The 16,159-nt window shown below is 46.0% G+C and carries 14 protein-coding genes; 7 read left to right on the top strand and 7 right to left on the bottom strand.

What is annotated here, in order from left to right:
- Nucleotides 1–32: 32 nt before the first annotated feature.
- Nucleotides 33–1,211: a ribose-phosphate pyrophosphokinase gene (locus tag AC27IJ_RS19820; RefSeq protein WP_312445530.1), complete on the top strand. Its 1,179-nt coding sequence runs from the start codon at nt 33–35 to the stop codon at nt 1,209–1,211.
- 10 nt (nt 1,212–1,221) lie between these two features.
- The gene (gene brnQ / locus AC27IJ_RS19815) at nt 1,222–2,538 is read left to right on the top strand and encodes a branched-chain amino acid transport system II carrier protein (protein WP_313259280.1); all 1,317 of its coding nucleotides are present in this window, start codon (nt 1,222–1,224) and stop codon (nt 2,536–2,538) included.
- Between the two features lie 70 nt (nt 2,539–2,608).
- Here the strand turns inward: brnQ and AC27IJ_RS19810 are convergent, their stop codons facing one another.
- From AC27IJ_RS19810 to asnS, 3 genes are all read right to left on the bottom strand, one after another.
- Nucleotides 2,609–4,471, bottom strand: coding sequence for an ATP-binding protein (locus tag AC27IJ_RS19810; RefSeq protein ID WP_312503521.1), 1,863 nt, complete (start codon nt 4,469–4,471; stop codon nt 2,609–2,611).
- 3 nt (nt 4,472–4,474) lie between these two features.
- Nucleotides 4,475–5,545: a metallophosphoesterase family protein gene (locus AC27IJ_RS19805; protein WP_312445535.1), complete on the bottom strand. Its 1,071-nt coding sequence runs from the start codon at nt 5,543–5,545 to the stop codon at nt 4,475–4,477.
- Nucleotides 5,546–5,698: 153 nt separating this feature from the next.
- Nucleotides 5,699–7,090 (bottom strand): asparagine--tRNA ligase, encoded by a 1,392-nt coding sequence (gene asnS, locus AC27IJ_RS19800; RefSeq protein WP_487150476.1) that lies wholly within the window; start codon nt 7,088–7,090, stop codon nt 5,699–5,701.
- A gap of 245 nt (nt 7,091–7,335) precedes the next feature.
- On the opposite strand from asnS, the gene AC27IJ_RS19795 reads away from it, so the two are divergent.
- The 5 genes from AC27IJ_RS19795 (at nt 7,336) to AC27IJ_RS19775 (ending at nt 11,595) form a co-directional block, all read left to right on the top strand.
- A complete protein-coding gene (locus AC27IJ_RS19795; protein WP_312445538.1) occupies nt 7,336–8,610 on the top strand; it encodes a glucose-1-phosphate adenylyltransferase in 1,275 nt (424 codons plus the stop codon).
- Complete coding sequence (gene glgD / locus AC27IJ_RS19790; RefSeq protein WP_312503523.1) at nt 8,607–9,728, top strand: glucose-1-phosphate adenylyltransferase subunit GlgD; 1,122 nt, start codon at nt 8,607–8,609, stop codon at nt 9,726–9,728. Before AC27IJ_RS19795 ends, glgD begins: the two co-directional genes overlap by 4 nt.
- 23 nt (nt 9,729–9,751) lie before the next feature.
- Nucleotides 9,752–10,036 carry a septation regulator SpoVG gene (gene spoVG, locus AC27IJ_RS19785; protein WP_312445542.1) on the top strand — a complete coding sequence of 95 codons (285 nt, stop codon included), beginning with the start codon at nt 9,752–9,754 and terminating at the stop codon, nt 10,034–10,036.
- Nucleotides 10,037–10,172: 136 nt separating this feature from the next.
- Entirely contained in the window at nt 10,173–11,159 is a 987-nt protein-coding gene (locus tag AC27IJ_RS19780) for a diaminopimelate dehydrogenase (RefSeq protein ID WP_312503525.1), read from the top strand.
- A gap of 16 nt (nt 11,160–11,175) precedes the next feature.
- Nucleotides 11,176–11,595 (top strand): DUF3783 domain-containing protein, encoded by a 420-nt coding sequence (locus AC27IJ_RS19775; protein WP_487150473.1) that lies wholly within the window; start codon nt 11,176–11,178, stop codon nt 11,593–11,595.
- A 129-nt stretch (nt 11,596–11,724) separates the two neighbouring features.
- On the opposite strand, the gene AC27IJ_RS19770 is transcribed toward AC27IJ_RS19775, so the two are convergent.
- The 4 genes from AC27IJ_RS19770 to AC27IJ_RS19755 all read right to left on the bottom strand — a co-directional run bounded on the left by AC27IJ_RS19770 (nt 11,725) and on the right by AC27IJ_RS19755 (nt 16,108).
- Nucleotides 11,725–12,474, bottom strand: coding sequence for a phosphotransferase family protein (locus tag AC27IJ_RS19770; protein WP_312445548.1), 750 nt, complete (start codon nt 12,472–12,474; stop codon nt 11,725–11,727).
- Nucleotides 12,475–12,613: 139 nt separating this feature from the next.
- The gene (glgB, locus tag AC27IJ_RS19765) at nt 12,614–14,524 is read right to left on the bottom strand and encodes a 1,4-alpha-glucan branching protein GlgB (RefSeq protein WP_487150470.1); all 1,911 of its coding nucleotides are present in this window, start codon (nt 14,522–14,524) and stop codon (nt 12,614–12,616) included.
- Nucleotides 14,525–14,528: 4 nt separating this feature from the next.
- Nucleotides 14,529–15,863 (bottom strand): alpha-amylase family glycosyl hydrolase, encoded by a 1,335-nt coding sequence (locus tag AC27IJ_RS19760; protein WP_487150469.1) that lies wholly within the window; start codon nt 15,861–15,863, stop codon nt 14,529–14,531.
- A 26-nt stretch (nt 15,864–15,889) separates the two neighbouring features.
- Nucleotides 15,890–16,108 (bottom strand): YaaL family protein, encoded by a 219-nt coding sequence (locus tag AC27IJ_RS19755; RefSeq protein ID WP_312445553.1) that lies wholly within the window; start codon nt 16,106–16,108, stop codon nt 15,890–15,892.
- Between the last annotated feature and the right edge of the window lie 51 nt (nt 16,109–16,159).

Here is a 16,159-nt window from a genome sequence, read left to right as displayed (position 1 = left end):
CATTGTATTAGGACACGTTGGAGGAGAGAAGAATGCTTTACGAAGAAAAGACGATAGAAACCATTCCGGTAGGTCCGTTGGGTTTGATACCGTTAAAAAGCTGTAAAGAGCTGGGAGATAAGGTCAATGATTACCTGGTGGCATGGAGACAGGAGCGGGAGAGCGAACATAAGTCTACCATTGCTTTTTCAGGCTATCAAAGGGATTCTTATATGATCGGAGCCAGCACGCCAAGGTTTGGAACAGGCGAAGCAAAGGGTACCCTGCAGGAATCTGTACGGGGTGATGACCTTTATTTCATGGTAGATGTATGTAATTACAGTCTTACCTATTCACTTTGTGGGATGACCAATCACATGTCCCCTGATGACCACTTCCAGGATTTGAAGCGCCTTATTGCTGCTTCGGCAGGAAAGGCACGCCGCATCAATGTGATCATGCCTTTTTTATATGAAAGCAGGCAGCATAAGAGATCCAGCAGAGAATCCTTAGACTGCGCGCTGGCGCTTCGTGAACTGGTGAACATGGGAGTTGAGAACATCATTACCTTTGATGCCCATGATCCAAGAGTGCAGAATGCCATTCCTTTAAAGGGCTTTGAGACTGTTCAGCCTATTTATCAGTTTATTAAATACTTACTGAGGGAAGAGAAGGAACTGGATATTGACAGTGAGCATATGATGGTCATCAGCCCGGATGAGGGAGGCATGGGACGTGCTGTGTTCTTTGCCAATGTTCTTGGCCTTGATATGGGTATGTTCTATAAACGCAGGGATTATACCCAGATCATTAACGGACGCAATCCTATCGTTGCCCATGAATTTTTGGGAAGCAGCGTAGAAGGCAAGGATGTGATCATTGTTGACGACATGATTTCTTCCGGCGAAAGCATGTTGGATGTAGCGAAAGAGCTTAAGAGAAGAAAGGCCAGAAAGGTATTCGTTTGTTCCACCTTTGGCCTGTTTACCAACGGTCTTGCAAAGTTTGATGAATATTATGAGAATGGGTTTATAGACAGGATCCTCACAACCAACCTGGTTTACCAGACTCCTGATCTTTTGTCCAGGCCATACTACATCAATGTTGATATGAGTAAGTACATTGCGCTGATTATAGATAATTTAAACCATGACGCCTCCTTAAGCGAGCTTTTAAATCCGACCAACAGAATTAACCGGCTTCTTGAGCGCTACCGCGCAGGTGACAGGTAGAGCAGGGCATATGGAACAATTATCGAAACAGAAGCTGGTCTTAGTGGGCCTTACACTTTTCTCCATGTTTTTTGGGGCGGGAAATCTTATTTTTCCGCCCTATTTGGGTGCATCCGCGGGAACGAATACCTGGATTGCCATGGCAGGCTTTGCGGTGACGGCCATTGGGTTTCCGGTTCTTGGTGTGGTTGCAGTGGCCAGGTCCGGTGGCCTTGATAAGCTGGCAGGCCGTGTTCACCCCAGATTTGCATTTATTTTCACTCTGCTCATTTATTTGTCCATAGGTCCGTGTCTTGCGATTCCCAGAACTGCCAGCACGTCCTTTGAGATGGCGGTGGTTCCCTTTTTAAAGGAAGAAGGCTCAGGGGCGTTTACCCAGTTCCTTTATTCCGCCGTGTTCTTTGCGATAGCCTTTGCAGTGTCTTTAAAACCGGACAAGCTGACAGACCGGCTGGGTAAGATACTGACTCCCTGCCTTTTGGCTCTGATCGTGGTGATATTTGCAGGCTGCATACTCCATCCGGCAGGTTCCTACGGGATTCCTGCTAAGTCCTATGGGTCCAATCCCTTTGTAAAAGGATTTTTAGAGGGGTACCTGACCATGGATACCATTGCTGCCCTGAATTTTGGAATTATTATTTCTTTGAATGTTCAGGCAATGGGAATTAAGCAGGAGGCTTCTGTGGTCAAGGAGACCATTCAGGCAGGTTTTATCGCAGGAGGGGTCCTTCTTCTTGTATACAGCGCTCTGGCTCATGTGGGAGCCGTTACCGGCGGCGCACTTGGGATAGGAGAAAACGGAGCTCAGACCTTAAACCAGGCAGTACGTTTTTTGTATGGAAATGTAGGTCTTGTGATGCTGGCCGTCATTTTCTTTATTGCCTGTTTAAATACCTGTATCGGCCTTATCAGCTGCTGCAGCAGGTATTTCTGCACCATTGTACCAAAAGTAGGATATCGCACCTGGGCGCTTCTATTTGCATTGGTGAGTCTGGTGATCTCCAATATCGGACTTAACAGGATTTTGGAAATCTCAGTTCCTGTGCTGAATGCGATCTACCCTGTAGCCATTGTCCTCATTCTGCTGTCCTTTGGTTTTCCGGATGGAAGGAAGTGGAAGGCCGCTTATGTATGTTCCATTGGTCTCACTGGCATCGCCAGTGTGCTTTTATCCCTGGAACAGACAGGTCTTGGTTTTTTAAATGACGGGCTTTCCAGGCTTCCCTTATACGATATGGGACTTGGCTGGATCGGACCGGCCATTGCAGGGCTTCTGGCAGGGGTTTTAGCCGGTATTGCAAGCAATAGGAACAGATATAGGGGCTGATAGGAAAAAGACTGTCATGAGCCGGAGAACCGGCATGACAGTCTTTTTACATTGGAACATTATGATATGATTAAATTTCTACCAGATGATAAGGGATTAAGTTTGCGGTCAGCATCTGAGCCTCCCGCTGATGACAGGTGAAGATAATGACCTGGTCGGAGTAAGTGTTCACCAGCCACCTTAAAGCAGTCCGTAGCCTGTCATCATCATACAGCACAAAGCTGTCGTCAAATATGAAAGGCATCCGTTCTGCGCCTTCCTGAATCAAGGTGGCGGCCGCCAATCGGAGCGCTAAGTAAACCTGGTCCATGGTGCCGCTGCTGACCTGTTCTAAGGGAACCAGCTTGGTTTTTGTATTTAAAAAGACATTCAGGTTCTCATCTACGCTCATGCTGGTATAGATTCCGCCTGTGATCCCGGCGATGAGGTCGGAGGCCGTCTTATTTAAATACAGGCCAAAAGAGTCCCGTATGGAGGAGGAGAGGAAGGTCATGGTCTCCATTGCTAAGTCAATGGCGGAAATTTCTTCCCGGATCCGGTCGTTCTCTGCCAGGATGTGCTTAAGCCCTTCTGCCTGGGTCTTGCAGCTTGATAAGTGCTCCAGCTTTCTCTCCAGCTCCCACTGGCTTTTCTGCTGCTTTTCAATGGATTCGCCGCAGTTTTCCTGCTTTTTTGAAAGCTCCTCAATTTCTTTTGCTTTCTGTGCGATGACAGCCTCAGATTTGGATACGGCAGAGCATAAGCGTGTAAATTCTGCCATCCTCGTCTGGAATGCCCGGATCGCCTCTGAGGAAATTTCTGTGTTTCCCAAATGCCTGGAAAGGATCTCCTGCAGAATCTTGGCGCTCATTTCCATGTCCTTTTGGCTGTGTCTCAGCTTTAAAAACAGGATCAGGCCAATCAGGTAGAAAATAGTGGCTGTTCCTATAAAAATTCCCAGCAAAAGAATGAGGTCAAGTCCATAGTAAGCGGTGAAATAATTGGCTTCCCCCAGATAATAAAGCACTCCGGTGCCGCATAATAGCACGGTGGCAATAATCAGGGAAAGGACGGAGAAGATCTTTCGCGGCTTTTTATTGCAGGCCGCCCTTGCTTCCATATATTCCTCATAATTTTCCTGAGCCTTTGCCAGACAGGCGTTAATGGATGCCTGGTCGGAAAACTGGTTGCTGTTCAGTACCTGCCTGCCCCTGGCAGCTTTTTGAAGGAGTTCTTCCTTTTCCTTTTGCTCGTCATCCATGGAAACTCTGATATGGGAACGGAGCTTCTGATATTCCTGAATCTGGTTTTCGTATTCCGGAGCTGAGATTTCCTTTTCCGTGTTGCGGATTTCGCTTAATAAAGAGGTGTAGGTCCGTGCCGCTTCCGGAACCATTTGGGATTCCAGCTCCTTTTTCTGTGACTTTAAAAAGGCGGCGGATTTTGTGATGTTAAGCGCTAAGTTTCCCGTGGTATTTAAATTGGCTATGTAATTTTTAAGTTCAGAAACCATGCCCTCATCGGTAGCGCTTTTTAACTGCCCGATGCTGACAGTGTTAATGTAGGCGGCTTCGCTTAAACCGCATAATAAGTCATCTAAAAAAGCCTTAGTAGGTTCTATCTCCCGTCCAGCGGTTTCATCTACGATCTTAAACTCTTTTTTATTTTTCTGGAAGGTGCGCTCGATCCGGTAAATGTGATCCTTATGCTCTACCCTTATCTGCCCCTCGTAGGTACCGCTGTTTTCCCAAGGCTCGAATTTGGTGTAAAGATCATTTCGGGACGCACGGCCTCTCTGGCGTTCAATGCCGAAAAGCATTCCCCGAATGAAGGTATGGATGGTGGATTTTCCGGCCTCATTCTTCCCATATACAATGTTTAGCCCATCCCGGAAGGTAAGGTTCCTGCCATGGAATTTTCCAAAGCCATTGATATAGATATCAATTATTTTCATGGGTCAGCTCCTTTCGTCCGTTGTACGAAGCAGTGCGTTGATGCCGTAATGAAGGGCCTTTTTTTCCACCGGGCTCATCTCCGGTTTCTGAAGGGCCTGGATAAAGAAGCCGATCATGTCACTGGGATGTTCGGCAAACAATGCGGAAAAGTCATACTGAGGCTCGGATTCGTCAATGATTTCCATGATCTTAAACCGGGTGGAAAGCATGTCCAAGTCAAAGGAGATATCAGGGTCCCTCATGCCGCGGATCCGGAACCGGAAGATGTTTTCCGGCCCCCGGGTCTGTATTTCCTGGGTGATTTTCATGGCAAGTTCTGTATTGGTAGTGGCTGTTGTAACATTAACGGCCAGAGAGATGTACTGGAGCTTTGCCAGGGGGATGAACTTTAAGGAAGTCACCATGCGGGTCACCTCATTGATTTCCCCTACCATCATGCCGTGCTGGCCGGATTCCGTTTTGTCCAGAGGCTCCAGGGAGCCGGCAAATGCCATACGGTTTTCCAAAAGGATCTCCGGGCGGTGGATGTGTCCCATGGCAATGTAGGAAAAGTCCAGATTGGCCATGGCACCCTTGTCAAAGGGGATGTGGTTGGCATCGCCCCCATGACCCAGCAGAACATGGATGCGCCCGTTGTTGGGCACTTTTAAATGGTCAAGGCGGTTTTCCGGGATTTCGGCCGAACGATAACTGAAGCCGTAAACCTCAGTATTGATGTCCTTAAAGTAAACATTTTCCAGCTCTTCTCCCATGAGATAAGACACATTGGGAGCCCAGGTGAAGCTTAAAAGAGCGGAGTTGCTGCGGATGCGGTCGTGGTTACCGGCAATGATGACCACATGGACATCCGGTATGGTGGTAAAAAGATAGTTTACTTCTTTCAAATCCCTGGCCAGGGGCTGCCGGTGAAATAAGTCTCCGGAAATAAAAAGACAGTCGGCTTCCAGGGCTTTTGCCTGGCTGACCGCCTTTGCGAAGGTGTCCTTGATGTCCTGATACCGTTCCTTGCTCCACGGTTTGTCGCTGTCCGGGCTCATGCCCCAGTGAACATCTGCAATATGTATGAATTTCATTGTCATTACCTCGCTGGTCCTCTGCACAATTAGTTACAGTTCTGCCATGCCATATTTTTGAAAGGCTTATGCATATGCCGCCAAATGTCTCGGCGTGGCTTAACTAAAACCACAAATTCCCTGCCGGTCAGGAAGGGAATTTGTGGTACAGGCTTAAAGCTCACAGTTGTTGACAGTCCTTGGGAATGGTACCACGTCACGGATGTTGCCCATTCCGGTTAAATACATCACGCAGCGCTCAAAGCCAAGGCCAAAGCCTGCATGGCGGGTGGATCCGTATTTTCTTAAGTCAAGGTAGAATTCGTAATCTTCTTTCTCAAGGCCAAGTTCGTCCATACGTGCCACGAGCTTGTCATAATTGTCCTCTCTCTGGCTTCCGCCGATGATCTCACCAATTCCGGGAACCAGGCAGTCTACGGCAGCCACTGTCTTGTTATCCGGATTCAGCTTCATGTAGAAAGCTTTGATTTCCTTTGGATAGTCTGTTACGAATACAGGCTTCTTATAGAGCTGCTCGGTTAAATAGCGTTCATGCTCGGTCTGTAAGTCACAGCCCCAGAACACCTTATAGTCAAATTCTTCATTGTGTTTTTCCAGAAGCTCTATGGCCTCGGTGTAAGTCACATGAGCAAATTCAGAGTTCAGAACATGGTTTAAGCGGTTAATAAGATCCTTGTCCACAAACTGATTGAAGAAATTCATCTCCTCCGGCGCATGCTCCAGAACGAAACGGATCACATATTTGAGCATGGCTTCCGCCAGCTCCATATTGTCACTCAAATCGGCAAATGCCATCTCTGGCTCGATCATCCAGAATTCGGCCGCATGGCGTGTGGTGTTGGAATTTTCCGCACGGAACGTCGGTCCAAAGGTATAAACATTGCGGAATGCCATGGCATAGGACTCCGCATTGAGCTGGCCGCTTACGGTTAAGTTGGTAGGCTTTCCAAAGAAGTCCTGGCTGAAATCCACAGTCCCTTCCCCGGTCTTTGGAATGTTTGTTAAATCCATGGTGGTAACCTGGAACATCTCACCGGCTCCTTCACAGTCGCTTCCAGTGATGATGGGGGTGTGCACATACACAAAATCCCTTTCCTGGAAAAACTGGTGAATGGCATATGCGATTAAGGAACGTACGCGGAAAACAGCCTGGAAGGTATTGGTTCTGGGCCGCAGATGGGAAATGCTTCTTAAATATTCAAAGGAATGGCGCTTTTTCTGAAGGGGATAGTCTGGTGTAGAAGTTCCTTCAACAATAATTTTTTCCGCCTGGATTTCAAACGGCTGTTTTGCTTCAGGAGTGGGCACCAGGGTACCGGTGACGATAACAGCAGTTCCTACGTTTAGTTTGGATATTTCAGAGAAATTTTCCATGGTGTCATGATAGACGACCTGAAGCGTTTCAAAGTAAGTTCCGTCATTTAAAACAATGAATCCAAATGACTTGGAATCTCTTAAACTTCTTACCCAGCCTCCGATCGTTACCTGGGTGTTAAGAAGTGATTCTTTGTCTTTATATATCTGTCTTACAGTGATTAAATCCATAATGGCATCTCCTTTTACATGTTCGCATACTTAATAAGATTATACTGTATTTCGAGCCTTGATTCAAGGGGGAAGGGTGCAAAAACGCAAGATATGGATTAAAATGTAAAAGAATTGAAAAAAACGTGAAAAATGTCGGAAAGTGCACAAAAAATTATCGTAATAATTCAAAAATTTGTTCACTATTTTCTGATTATGTGTTATAATGCTAGTACAATAAAATTACAACAGCGAGAGGTGATAACGTGATCAAGAAAGAAATGATTGCCATGCTTTTGGCAGGCGGCCAGGGAAGCCGTTTAGGCGTGTTAACGCAAAAAGTGGCCAAACCAGCAGTATCATTTGGCGGTAAGTACCGTATTATTGATTTCCCACTCAGTAACTGCATCAATTCTGGGGTTGATACAGTGGGAGTTCTGACTCAGTATCAGCCATTGCGTTTAAACACCCATATCGGGATTGGAATCCCGTGGGATTTGGATCGGAACGTCGGCGGCGTTACAATCCTTCCTCCCTATGAAAAGAGCAAGGGCAGTGACTGGTATACAGGAACGGCAAATGCCATCTATCAAAACCTCGAGTATATGGAAACCTACAATCCGGACTATGTTCTTATATTGTCAGGAGACCATATCTATAAGATGGACTATGAGGTCATGCTGGAATACCATAAAGCGAATAATGCTGATATCACCATTGCTGCTATGCCGGTGCCGATTGAGGAAGCCAGCCGTTTTGGAATCCTTATAACCGATGAGAATAACCGTATCACGGAATTTGAGGAAAAACCGGCAAACCCAAGAAGCAACCTGGCATCCATGGGTATTTACATATTCAGCTGGAAGGTATTAAAGGAGGCATTGATCAAGATGTCTGAAGTCCCGGGCTGTGATTTCGGAAAGCATATCATACCGTACTGCTTTGAATCAGGGGATCGGGTATTTGCCTATGAATACAATGGCTACTGGAAGGATGTGGGGACCTTAAGCTCTTACTGGGAAGCCAACATGGAGCTGATTGATATCATTCCGGAATTTAACCTTTATGAGGAATACTGGAAGATCTATACCAAGAGTGACATCATACCGCCTCAGTATGTGTCAGAGGAAGCTGTCATAGACAGAAGCATCATCGGAGAAGGATCGGAAATCTGCGGAGAAATCCATAATTCTGTCATTGGTGCAGGTGTCACCATTAAAAAGGGAGCCGTGGTCAAGGATTCCATCATCATGAGGGAATGCGTGATAGGAGAGAATGTTAAGGTCCAGAAGGCCATTATCGCTGAAAATGTAAAGATAGGTGCAAACTCTGAGCTTGGTTTTGGGGAATTTGCTCCCAGCAAATATGATCCCAAGGTCTATCTGTCTGATCTGGTAACAGTCGGTGAAAATTCGACCATACCTGAAAATGTGAAGGTGGGTAAGAATACGGCAATTGTCGGTGAGACAACAGCAGAAGATTATGCTGATGGCGAGCTGGCTGGCGGAGACTACATCATAAAGGCAGGTGGAATGCGATGAGAGCGATAGGAATTGTATTAGCAGGCGGAAACAGTAAAAGAATGCGGGAATTATCCAATAAAAGAGCGATCTCGGCCATGCCCATTGCAGGGAATTACCGCAGCATTGATTTTGCCCTAAGCAATATGACGAATTCCCATATTCAGAACGTAGCGGTTTTAACTCAGTATAATTCCAGATCGCTTCACCTGCATTTAAGCTCTTCCAAATGGTGGGATTTTGGAAGAAAGCAGGGGGGATTGTTTGTATTCACCCCAACCATAACTGCTGAAAGCAGTGACTGGTACCGGGGGACCGCAGATGCGCTTTTCCAGAACCTTACATTCTTAAAGAACAGCCATGAACCCTATGTGGTCATTGCGGCCGGTGACGGTATCTATAAGCTGGATTATGGAAAAGTTCTGGAATATCATATTGAGAAGAAGGCGGATATTACCGTCGTATGTACGGAGCTTCCGGAGGGGGAGGATACCACACGGTTCGGTCTTGTGAGGACCAATGAAGACGGAAGGATCACGGACTTTGAAGAAAAGCCGATGGTGGCATCTTCCAGTGTTGTATCCTGCGGCATTTATGTCATCCGCAGGCGGCAGTTAATCGAGCTGATCGAACGTTGTGCCATGGAAGACCGTTATGATTTTGTAAGCGATATTCTGATACGTTACCGGAATCTAAAGAGGATTTATGCTTATAAGATGAATACCTACTGGAGGAACATTGCTTCCGTTGAGTCTTACTACAAGACCAACATGGATTTTCTGAAATCGGAAGTGAGGGATTATTTCTTCCGTAAGTACCCGGATGTTTATTCTAAAATAGATGATTTGCCCCCGGCAAAATACAATCCGGGCGCAGTGGTTAAGAACAGTCTGATATCCAGCGGCAGCATCGTCAATGGAGTGGTTGAAAATTCAGTTCTGTTTAAAAAGGCATATGTAGGCAATAACTGTGTCATTAAAAATTCAATTATTTTAAATGATGTTTACATAGGTGATAATACGGTTATTGAAAATTGTATTGTGGAAAGCCGGGACACGATCCGGGCCAATACCACCCATATCGGTACACCGGACAATATAAAAATTGTCTTAGAAAAAAACGAAAGATACACATTATAAGGAAATGCGGGGGAAAGCTTGACATGCAGATTACAGACGTGAGGGTTAGACGTATTGAAAAAGAAGGAAAGATGAAAGCAATTGTTTCCATTACACTTGATAATGAATTTGTAATTCATGATATCAAGGTAATCGAAGGGGAGAAGGGGTTATTTATTGCTATGCCCAGCCGAAAGGCTGCCGATGGGGAATACCGGGATATAGCACATCCCATTAATTCCGACACGCGAGATATGATCCAGAAGGTCATTCTGGATAAATATGAGACCACGGCATTAGAGATGCCGGAGGTGTCGGCATTTGCTTAATAAGCCTTTTATCCGCAGGCAGGGGTGACTCTGCCTGCGGATTTTTGTATGGTATCTCTTCTAAAATACAGGATTTACAGGTCACTCTTTTTAGAGTTATAATAATATTAATAATTTTGGAAAGGTTGATGAAAATATGACAATTAAAATAGGTATTGCAGGTTACGGGAATCTGGGAAAAGGGGTGGAATGCGCCATCCGCCATAATCCGGATCTTGAGCTTTCTGCTATATTTACCAGAAGAGACCCGGCATCAATAACCCCACTTTCTCCGGGCGTAAAGGTGTATTCCATGGAGGAAGCCGTTTCAAAAAAGGATTCCATTGATGTAATGATCCTCTGCGGCGGAAGCGCCGTAGACCTTCCTGTACAGACGCCCCTTCTTGCCAGACATTTCAACGTGGTGGACAGCTTTGACACCCACGCCCGGATCCCCCAGCATTTCGAAGCGGTGGATGGGGCGGCAAAAGAAGGAAACAAGGTTGGAATCATATCCGCGGGTTGGGATCCGGGCATGTTTTCCTTAAACCGCCTTTATGGGGAGGCAATCCTACCAGGCGGCCATGATTATACATTCTGGGGCAGGGGCGTAAGCCAGGGCCATTCCGATGCGGTCCGCAGGATAAAAGGCGTAAAGGATGCCAGGCAGTATACCATTCCGGTGGAAGGAGCCCTTGAGGCGGTCCGGAGCGGGAAAAGTCCGGAGTTGTCCACCAGAGAGAAGCATACCCGTGAATGCTTTGTAGTAGCGGAAGAGAATGCAGATCTGGACCGGATCAGGGAAGAAATCGTATCAATGCCCAATTATTTTGCAGATTATGACACTACAGTTCATTTTATAAGTGAAGAGGAGCTAAGTAAGGATCACAGGGGAATTCCTCATGGCGGTTTTGTCATAAGGACCGGAAGGACAGGCTGGGAGGATGAGAACAGCCATGTGATCGAATACAGCTTAAAGCTGGATTCCAATCCGGAATTTACGGCTTCCGTGCTGACGGCCTATGCAAGAGCTGCTTACCGTCTGAATAAAGAAGGACAGTGCGGCTGTAAAACCGTGCTTGATATTGCTCCGGCATATTTAAGCGCTTTTAACGGAACAGAACTTAGAGGACGTCTTTTATAGATAGGAGGTATAGAGCGTGGCAGCAAGAAAAGAAATGGTCCTGTATTACCAGCCTGAGAAGGACCGGCAGAGCGGAAATGATACAAAGGCTGCAAAACTGAAGGCAGTACTTGTCCGTATGGGGATACGGATTAAAAATATTTCCCCGGATCAGGTGGGCCAGACCATAGGATATTTAGCAGGCTTTGATGGCTTTGAAGAGACGGAACAGATGGAAAGCCCTGATGTGGAAGAGGAGATCCTGGTAATGAAAAATTTTTCAAACCGACGGATAGACGAACTGCTCTCAGATCTAAGGCGGGCAGGAGTTCCTAAAATCGACTTAAAGGCGGTAATTACCGATACCAACTGCAAATGGAAATTCTATGACCTGTACCTGGAACTTAAAGAAGAACATGATGCCATGTCAGGTACCAATAATACAGAAACGGATTAAACGCCTGACGGACCGCCCCGAGCTGGGATTACAGAAAATCAGTGCTTAAAAATTAACGTACAAAAAACGCATCTTGATAAAGGAGTGAAAGCCCCTTCAAGATGCGTTTTAGTTTTTTATATTATTTATTTACTGATAATCGCAAACATTAGCCCACTGGTTCAGCAATTCCGCCTCTTCCGGTCTTTTCTTTGAAAGCTGGGCAGCCGCAACGATGGGGAGCCAGGTCTGCACATATTTCTTCGCAGTACCGGTCTTCTTACAAAACAGGTTCATATACATATCTGCTTTATTCTGGTCCTGCAGACAGAACAACAGGTAAGTTCTTGCCACATCTGCGCTGGCATTTCCCTGGGTCGCATGTACCCAGTCCAGTACATACATGGTTCCGTCATCCTTTACCACAATATTGCTGGGGTTAAAATCCCCATGGCATAATTTTGTATGTTTTGGCATGCTGTCAAGCTGTGTCCTCATATCGTATCTGGTCACGTCACCCAGTTCTTCCGTATCCAGGATCTGCCGCGACATCTTATCCTTCAGCTTATTAAGAAGCGGGCATTGCTTTGAAAGAATGCTTAAATGAAGATCAACCATACCCTCCATGTATTCCGGTAATTTATCGGGATTTTCATCCATGAGCTGCTGGAGAGTCTTGCCTTCAATGAAATCAAAGGTAATGGACCACTTGCCTTCGAAAACACCAACTTCTAGAACCTTGGGAACATTGATTCCGCCTACTTCTTCCACACGGGCGGTAATCAATGCTTCATTCAATACATCTGCCTTTGGGAAATCAGCGTTAAAAACCTTGATTGCTTTATCCCCATCACGAAAGACCTTTTTTGTTGCAGTTGTAGCAATTAATTGTGCTGCCATAAGAACCTCTCCTTCCATCCAACCATTAGTCTGAACCGTTATGTAGTGATTCTGTACTTATATTTTACTACAAAATCCATAAAAAGTATAGCTTGTTTTTTGATTTATCTGGAAAAAATTACTGAATATGCCTGTGTTGTTAAAAGCGGAAAACAGCGGCGCCATAAGCCGGAAGAGGGTAAGGGAAGGAGTATTCCTGGCCATCCCACTCCATCTTTTCAGAGCGGAAAGAAGGCGCTTTCTCCCCACGCTTGAACAGTCCGTGATCCTGGTCTAAAACAAGAGCATAGGTTCCCCGTTTCGGAACCCCTACCCGGTAATCGGGACGTGCTACGGGAGTGAAGTTTAAAACAAACAGCAGGCTGCGCTTATGGTCCTTGCTGTACCTGACAAAGCTGAAGATGCTGCGTTCGTTGTCATTGGCATTGACCCAGTAAAAGCCCTCCCAGTCATAATCCTTCTCATAAAGCGCCGGATATTTTTTATACAGGTGCAGAAGATCCCTCACATAATCCTTAAGGTTCTTTCCTAACGGTTCCTCAGACAGATACCAGTCCAGGGCGGTCTTTTCATCCCATTCATGGTACTGCCCAAAGTCCTGTCCCATAAACAGAAGCTTTTTACCGGGATGTCCAAGCATAAACGTATATCCCAATTTTAAATTTGCAAATTTATCTTCCAATAGTCCCGGCATTTTTTGGACCATGGAACATTTTAAATGCACCACCTCATCATGGGATAATACCAATATATAGTTCTCACTGGTAAAATATGTAAGGCCAAAGGTCATTTTGTGGTGGTTGAATTTACGGAAATAAGGGTCAAGCTTCATGTATTCCAGGAAGTCATGCATCCAGCCCATATTCCATTTAAAGGTAAAACCAAGGCCCCCTTCTTCCTGATTACCGGTGATCTTTGGCCATGCGGTAGATTCCTCGGCAATGACCATTGCTCCGTTTCCGCGCTTCTTAATGACGCTGTTCAAATGCTTAAAAAACTCTATGGCTTCCAGGTTTTCATTTCCGCCGTATTGGTTTGTTACCCATTCCCCGCTGCTTCTTCCGTAATCCAGATAGATCATGGAAGCCACTGCGTCGACCCGGAGCCCGTCTATATGGAATTTCTCCACCCAGTAAAGAGCATTGGCAATAAGAAAATTATCCACCTCGTATTTACTGTAATCAAAGACCTTTGTTCCCCAGTCGGGATGCTCCCCTTTCCTGGGGTCCGCATATTCATAGCAGGCTTCTCCGTCAAAGTCCGCCAGGCCGTGGGCATCCTTTGGAAAATGGGCAGGAACCCAGTCCAGGATGACCCCGATTCCTTTTCTGTGCATATAATCAACGAAATACATAAACTCCGTTGGAGTGCCATACCGGGAAGTGGGGGCAAAATATCCTGTTACCTGATACCCCCAGGAGCCGTCATAGGGATGCTCTGCAATTCCCATCAGCTCCACATGGGTATAACCCATTTCCAGAATGTAGTCTGCCAGTTCATGAGCCGCTTCGGTATAGGTATAAAATCCATCCCTTTCATCCCTGTTTTTCTTACGCCAGGAGCCTAAATGCACCTCATAAATGCTGATGGGTTCATTTAAAGGGTCTTTGGTTTTCCGCTTTTCCAGCCAGGCCAGATCCTTCCACTGAAATCCTGAAAGGTCTGCGGTAACAGAAGCGGTCTGGGGACGGTATTCCGATTGGAATGCGTAAGGATCCGCTTTAAAAAGGATCTTGCCGCTACTGGTGGTGATTGCATATTTATACAGTTCCCCAACGTTTAAACCAGGAACAAAGGCTTCCCAGATTCCGGAATCATCAAGCAGTGTCATGGAATTTGCCTCAGGATCCCAGCCGTTAAAATCTCCTACTACGCTGACCTGATTTCCATGAGGAGCCCAGACTGCAAAATACATCCCGTCGTTTTCTTCGTAGTTTTCCGGATGGGCGCCCAGTTTTTCGTAGATCTCGTAATGCCTTCCATTGTTATAAAGGTACCGGTCTACTTCTGTGATAAAGCCCATTCCGATTTCATTTCTGTCACTTTCCATTCGCTCATCCCTCCATGATCTTTAAGATAACACCCCGGTTAGCGGGTATGGTCAATCCGATTCTATGGTCAATCACTGGAAATAATTCTCCATTAAGAAGATTGACAGCAGTGTCTCCCTCACAAGGACAGGGAATTCCGGAAAATGCGTCGGAATCATCATTGTTTACCGCAGTAATGATGGTCTGTCTTTCGTGAAACCGTGCAAATGCATACTGCCGGTTGGTGAGAAGAAGCTCTTGGTACTTACCTCCATGAAATTCCGGGTTTTCTTCATGGATATGACCAAGCTTGCTGATAAAGTCCTTAAGCGGACAGGAAAGCTCCCTTATTTCAGAAATGGAAACCTGGGAACGCAGCATGGAGTCCTCCGTATTGGTCCTTTTGCCCTCCATCCCAAACTCGCTGCCATAGTAGACGGAGGGGATTCCGGGAAGGGTGAATAACAGGGTGTAAACCGGATAGAGGTGCTGGGTATTGTATAGCTTGCTTGCGATCCGGTTTTCGTCATGATTGTCCACAAAGGTATAAAGCTGTGAGCCGATGGATTCCAGTCTTTTTACATTGTGTGCAATCTCAAAATAATTGTGGTCATTATGACCCGAATAAATGCTCTTATGTAGTTCGTAGTTGGTGACAGACTGCAGCATGCCGGGACTGACCCATCTGCCGTATTCTCCATGGATAACTTCCCCCATGAGCCAGAAATCTTCTTTCATTTCTATCGTGTGCTGCCGCAGCTCTTTCATAAATCCAAAGTCAAGCACATTGGCACAGTCAAGACGTATTCCGTCAATGTCAAAGGTGTTGATCCAAAACTGTACGGTGTCAAATAAATACTCTCTGACTGCGCGATTAAAAAGATTAAGGCAAGGAAGCTCATAATGTCCCTGCCACGCTTCGTATCCAAAGGAATCTCCCAGAGGGCTGACTCCGGCAAAGTTGATTCCCCGGTACCAGTCCCTGTAGGGAGAATTCACCCCATGGTTTAAAATATCCTGAAATGCAAAAAACTCCCGCCCCGTATGGTTAAAGACGCCGTCAACAACTACCTTGATACCTGCTTCATGGCAGCGTAACACAAACTCCTGAAAGCCTTCCCTGTCACCAAGACGGCGGTCCACCATCCGGTAATCACGCGTATCGTACCCATGGGTAGAGGATTCAAACAGTGGCCCGATGTAGATCGCATTGCACCCCAGAGACCGGATATGGGAAATCCACTCACTAAGTTCCCCAAATCGTTCCGTAACAGAAGATTCCCTGTTCTCTTTCGGAGCGCCCACAAGCCCCAGGGGATATATGTGATAAAAAACTCCCCTTTCATACCACTTGCTCATATACTTATCCTCCAGATTATAGTAGTTTATACCTCCCGGCTTTTAAAGCGTCGCAGAAGGAACTGGTAACGCAGCTGTGCAGCGTTAAGTTCGTAGATATAACAATCAATAAGCGTTGGGTCAACCACATGTTCAAAGTGGTTTCTGGCGGAATCAATGGCGGTTTTAGAACGTTCGATCTCACGCCTTAAATTCCGCTCTTCCTCTGATAGGACCAGATGTTTTTTTAAAAGACCATGTTTCATTTTATCATCTCCAGATTTTATAATTTTTACCGAATGCTATAAATTCAGTAT

This window comes from Lacrimispora sp. YZC11 (assembly GCF_057543815.1).
This window is presented reverse-complemented; position numbering and strand designations above follow the sequence as displayed.

Bases quoted from the DNA above. Each gene is read 5' to 3' on its own strand.
- spoVG (WP_312445542.1), top strand. From the start codon at position 9,752: ATGCAGATTACAGACGTGAGGGTTAGACGTATTGAAAAAGAAGGAAAG.
- AC27IJ_RS19805 (WP_312445535.1), bottom strand. From the start codon at position 5,545: ATGAAATTCATACATATTGCAGATGTTCACTGGGGCATGAGCCCGGAC.
- AC27IJ_RS19810 (WP_312503521.1), bottom strand. From the start codon at position 4,471: ATGAAAATAATTGATATCTATATCAATGGCTTTGGAAAATTCCATGGC.
- AC27IJ_RS19780 (WP_312503525.1), top strand. From the start codon at position 10,173: ATGACAATTAAAATAGGTATTGCAGGTTACGGGAATCTGGGAAAAGGG.
- asnS (WP_487150476.1), bottom strand. From the start codon at position 7,090: ATGGATTTAATCACTGTAAGACAGATATATAAAGACAAAGAATCACTT.
- AC27IJ_RS19755 (WP_312445553.1), bottom strand. From the start codon at position 16,108: ATGAAACATGGTCTTTTAAAAAAACATCTGGTCCTATCAGAGGAAGAG.
- glgB (WP_487150470.1), bottom strand. From the start codon at position 14,524: ATGGAAAGTGACAGAAATGAAATCGGAATGGGCTTTATCACAGAAGTA.
- glgD (WP_312503523.1), top strand. From the start codon at position 8,607: ATGAGAGCGATAGGAATTGTATTAGCAGGCGGAAACAGTAAAAGAATG.
- AC27IJ_RS19770 (WP_312445548.1), bottom strand. From the start codon at position 12,474: ATGGCAGCACAATTAATTGCTACAACTGCAACAAAAAAGGTCTTTCGT.
- AC27IJ_RS19820 (WP_312445530.1), top strand. From the start codon at position 33: ATGCTTTACGAAGAAAAGACGATAGAAACCATTCCGGTAGGTCCGTTG.
- brnQ (WP_313259280.1), top strand. From the start codon at position 1,222: ATGGAACAATTATCGAAACAGAAGCTGGTCTTAGTGGGCCTTACACTT.
- AC27IJ_RS19760 (WP_487150469.1), bottom strand. From the start codon at position 15,863: ATGAGCAAGTGGTATGAAAGGGGAGTTTTTTATCACATATATCCCCTG.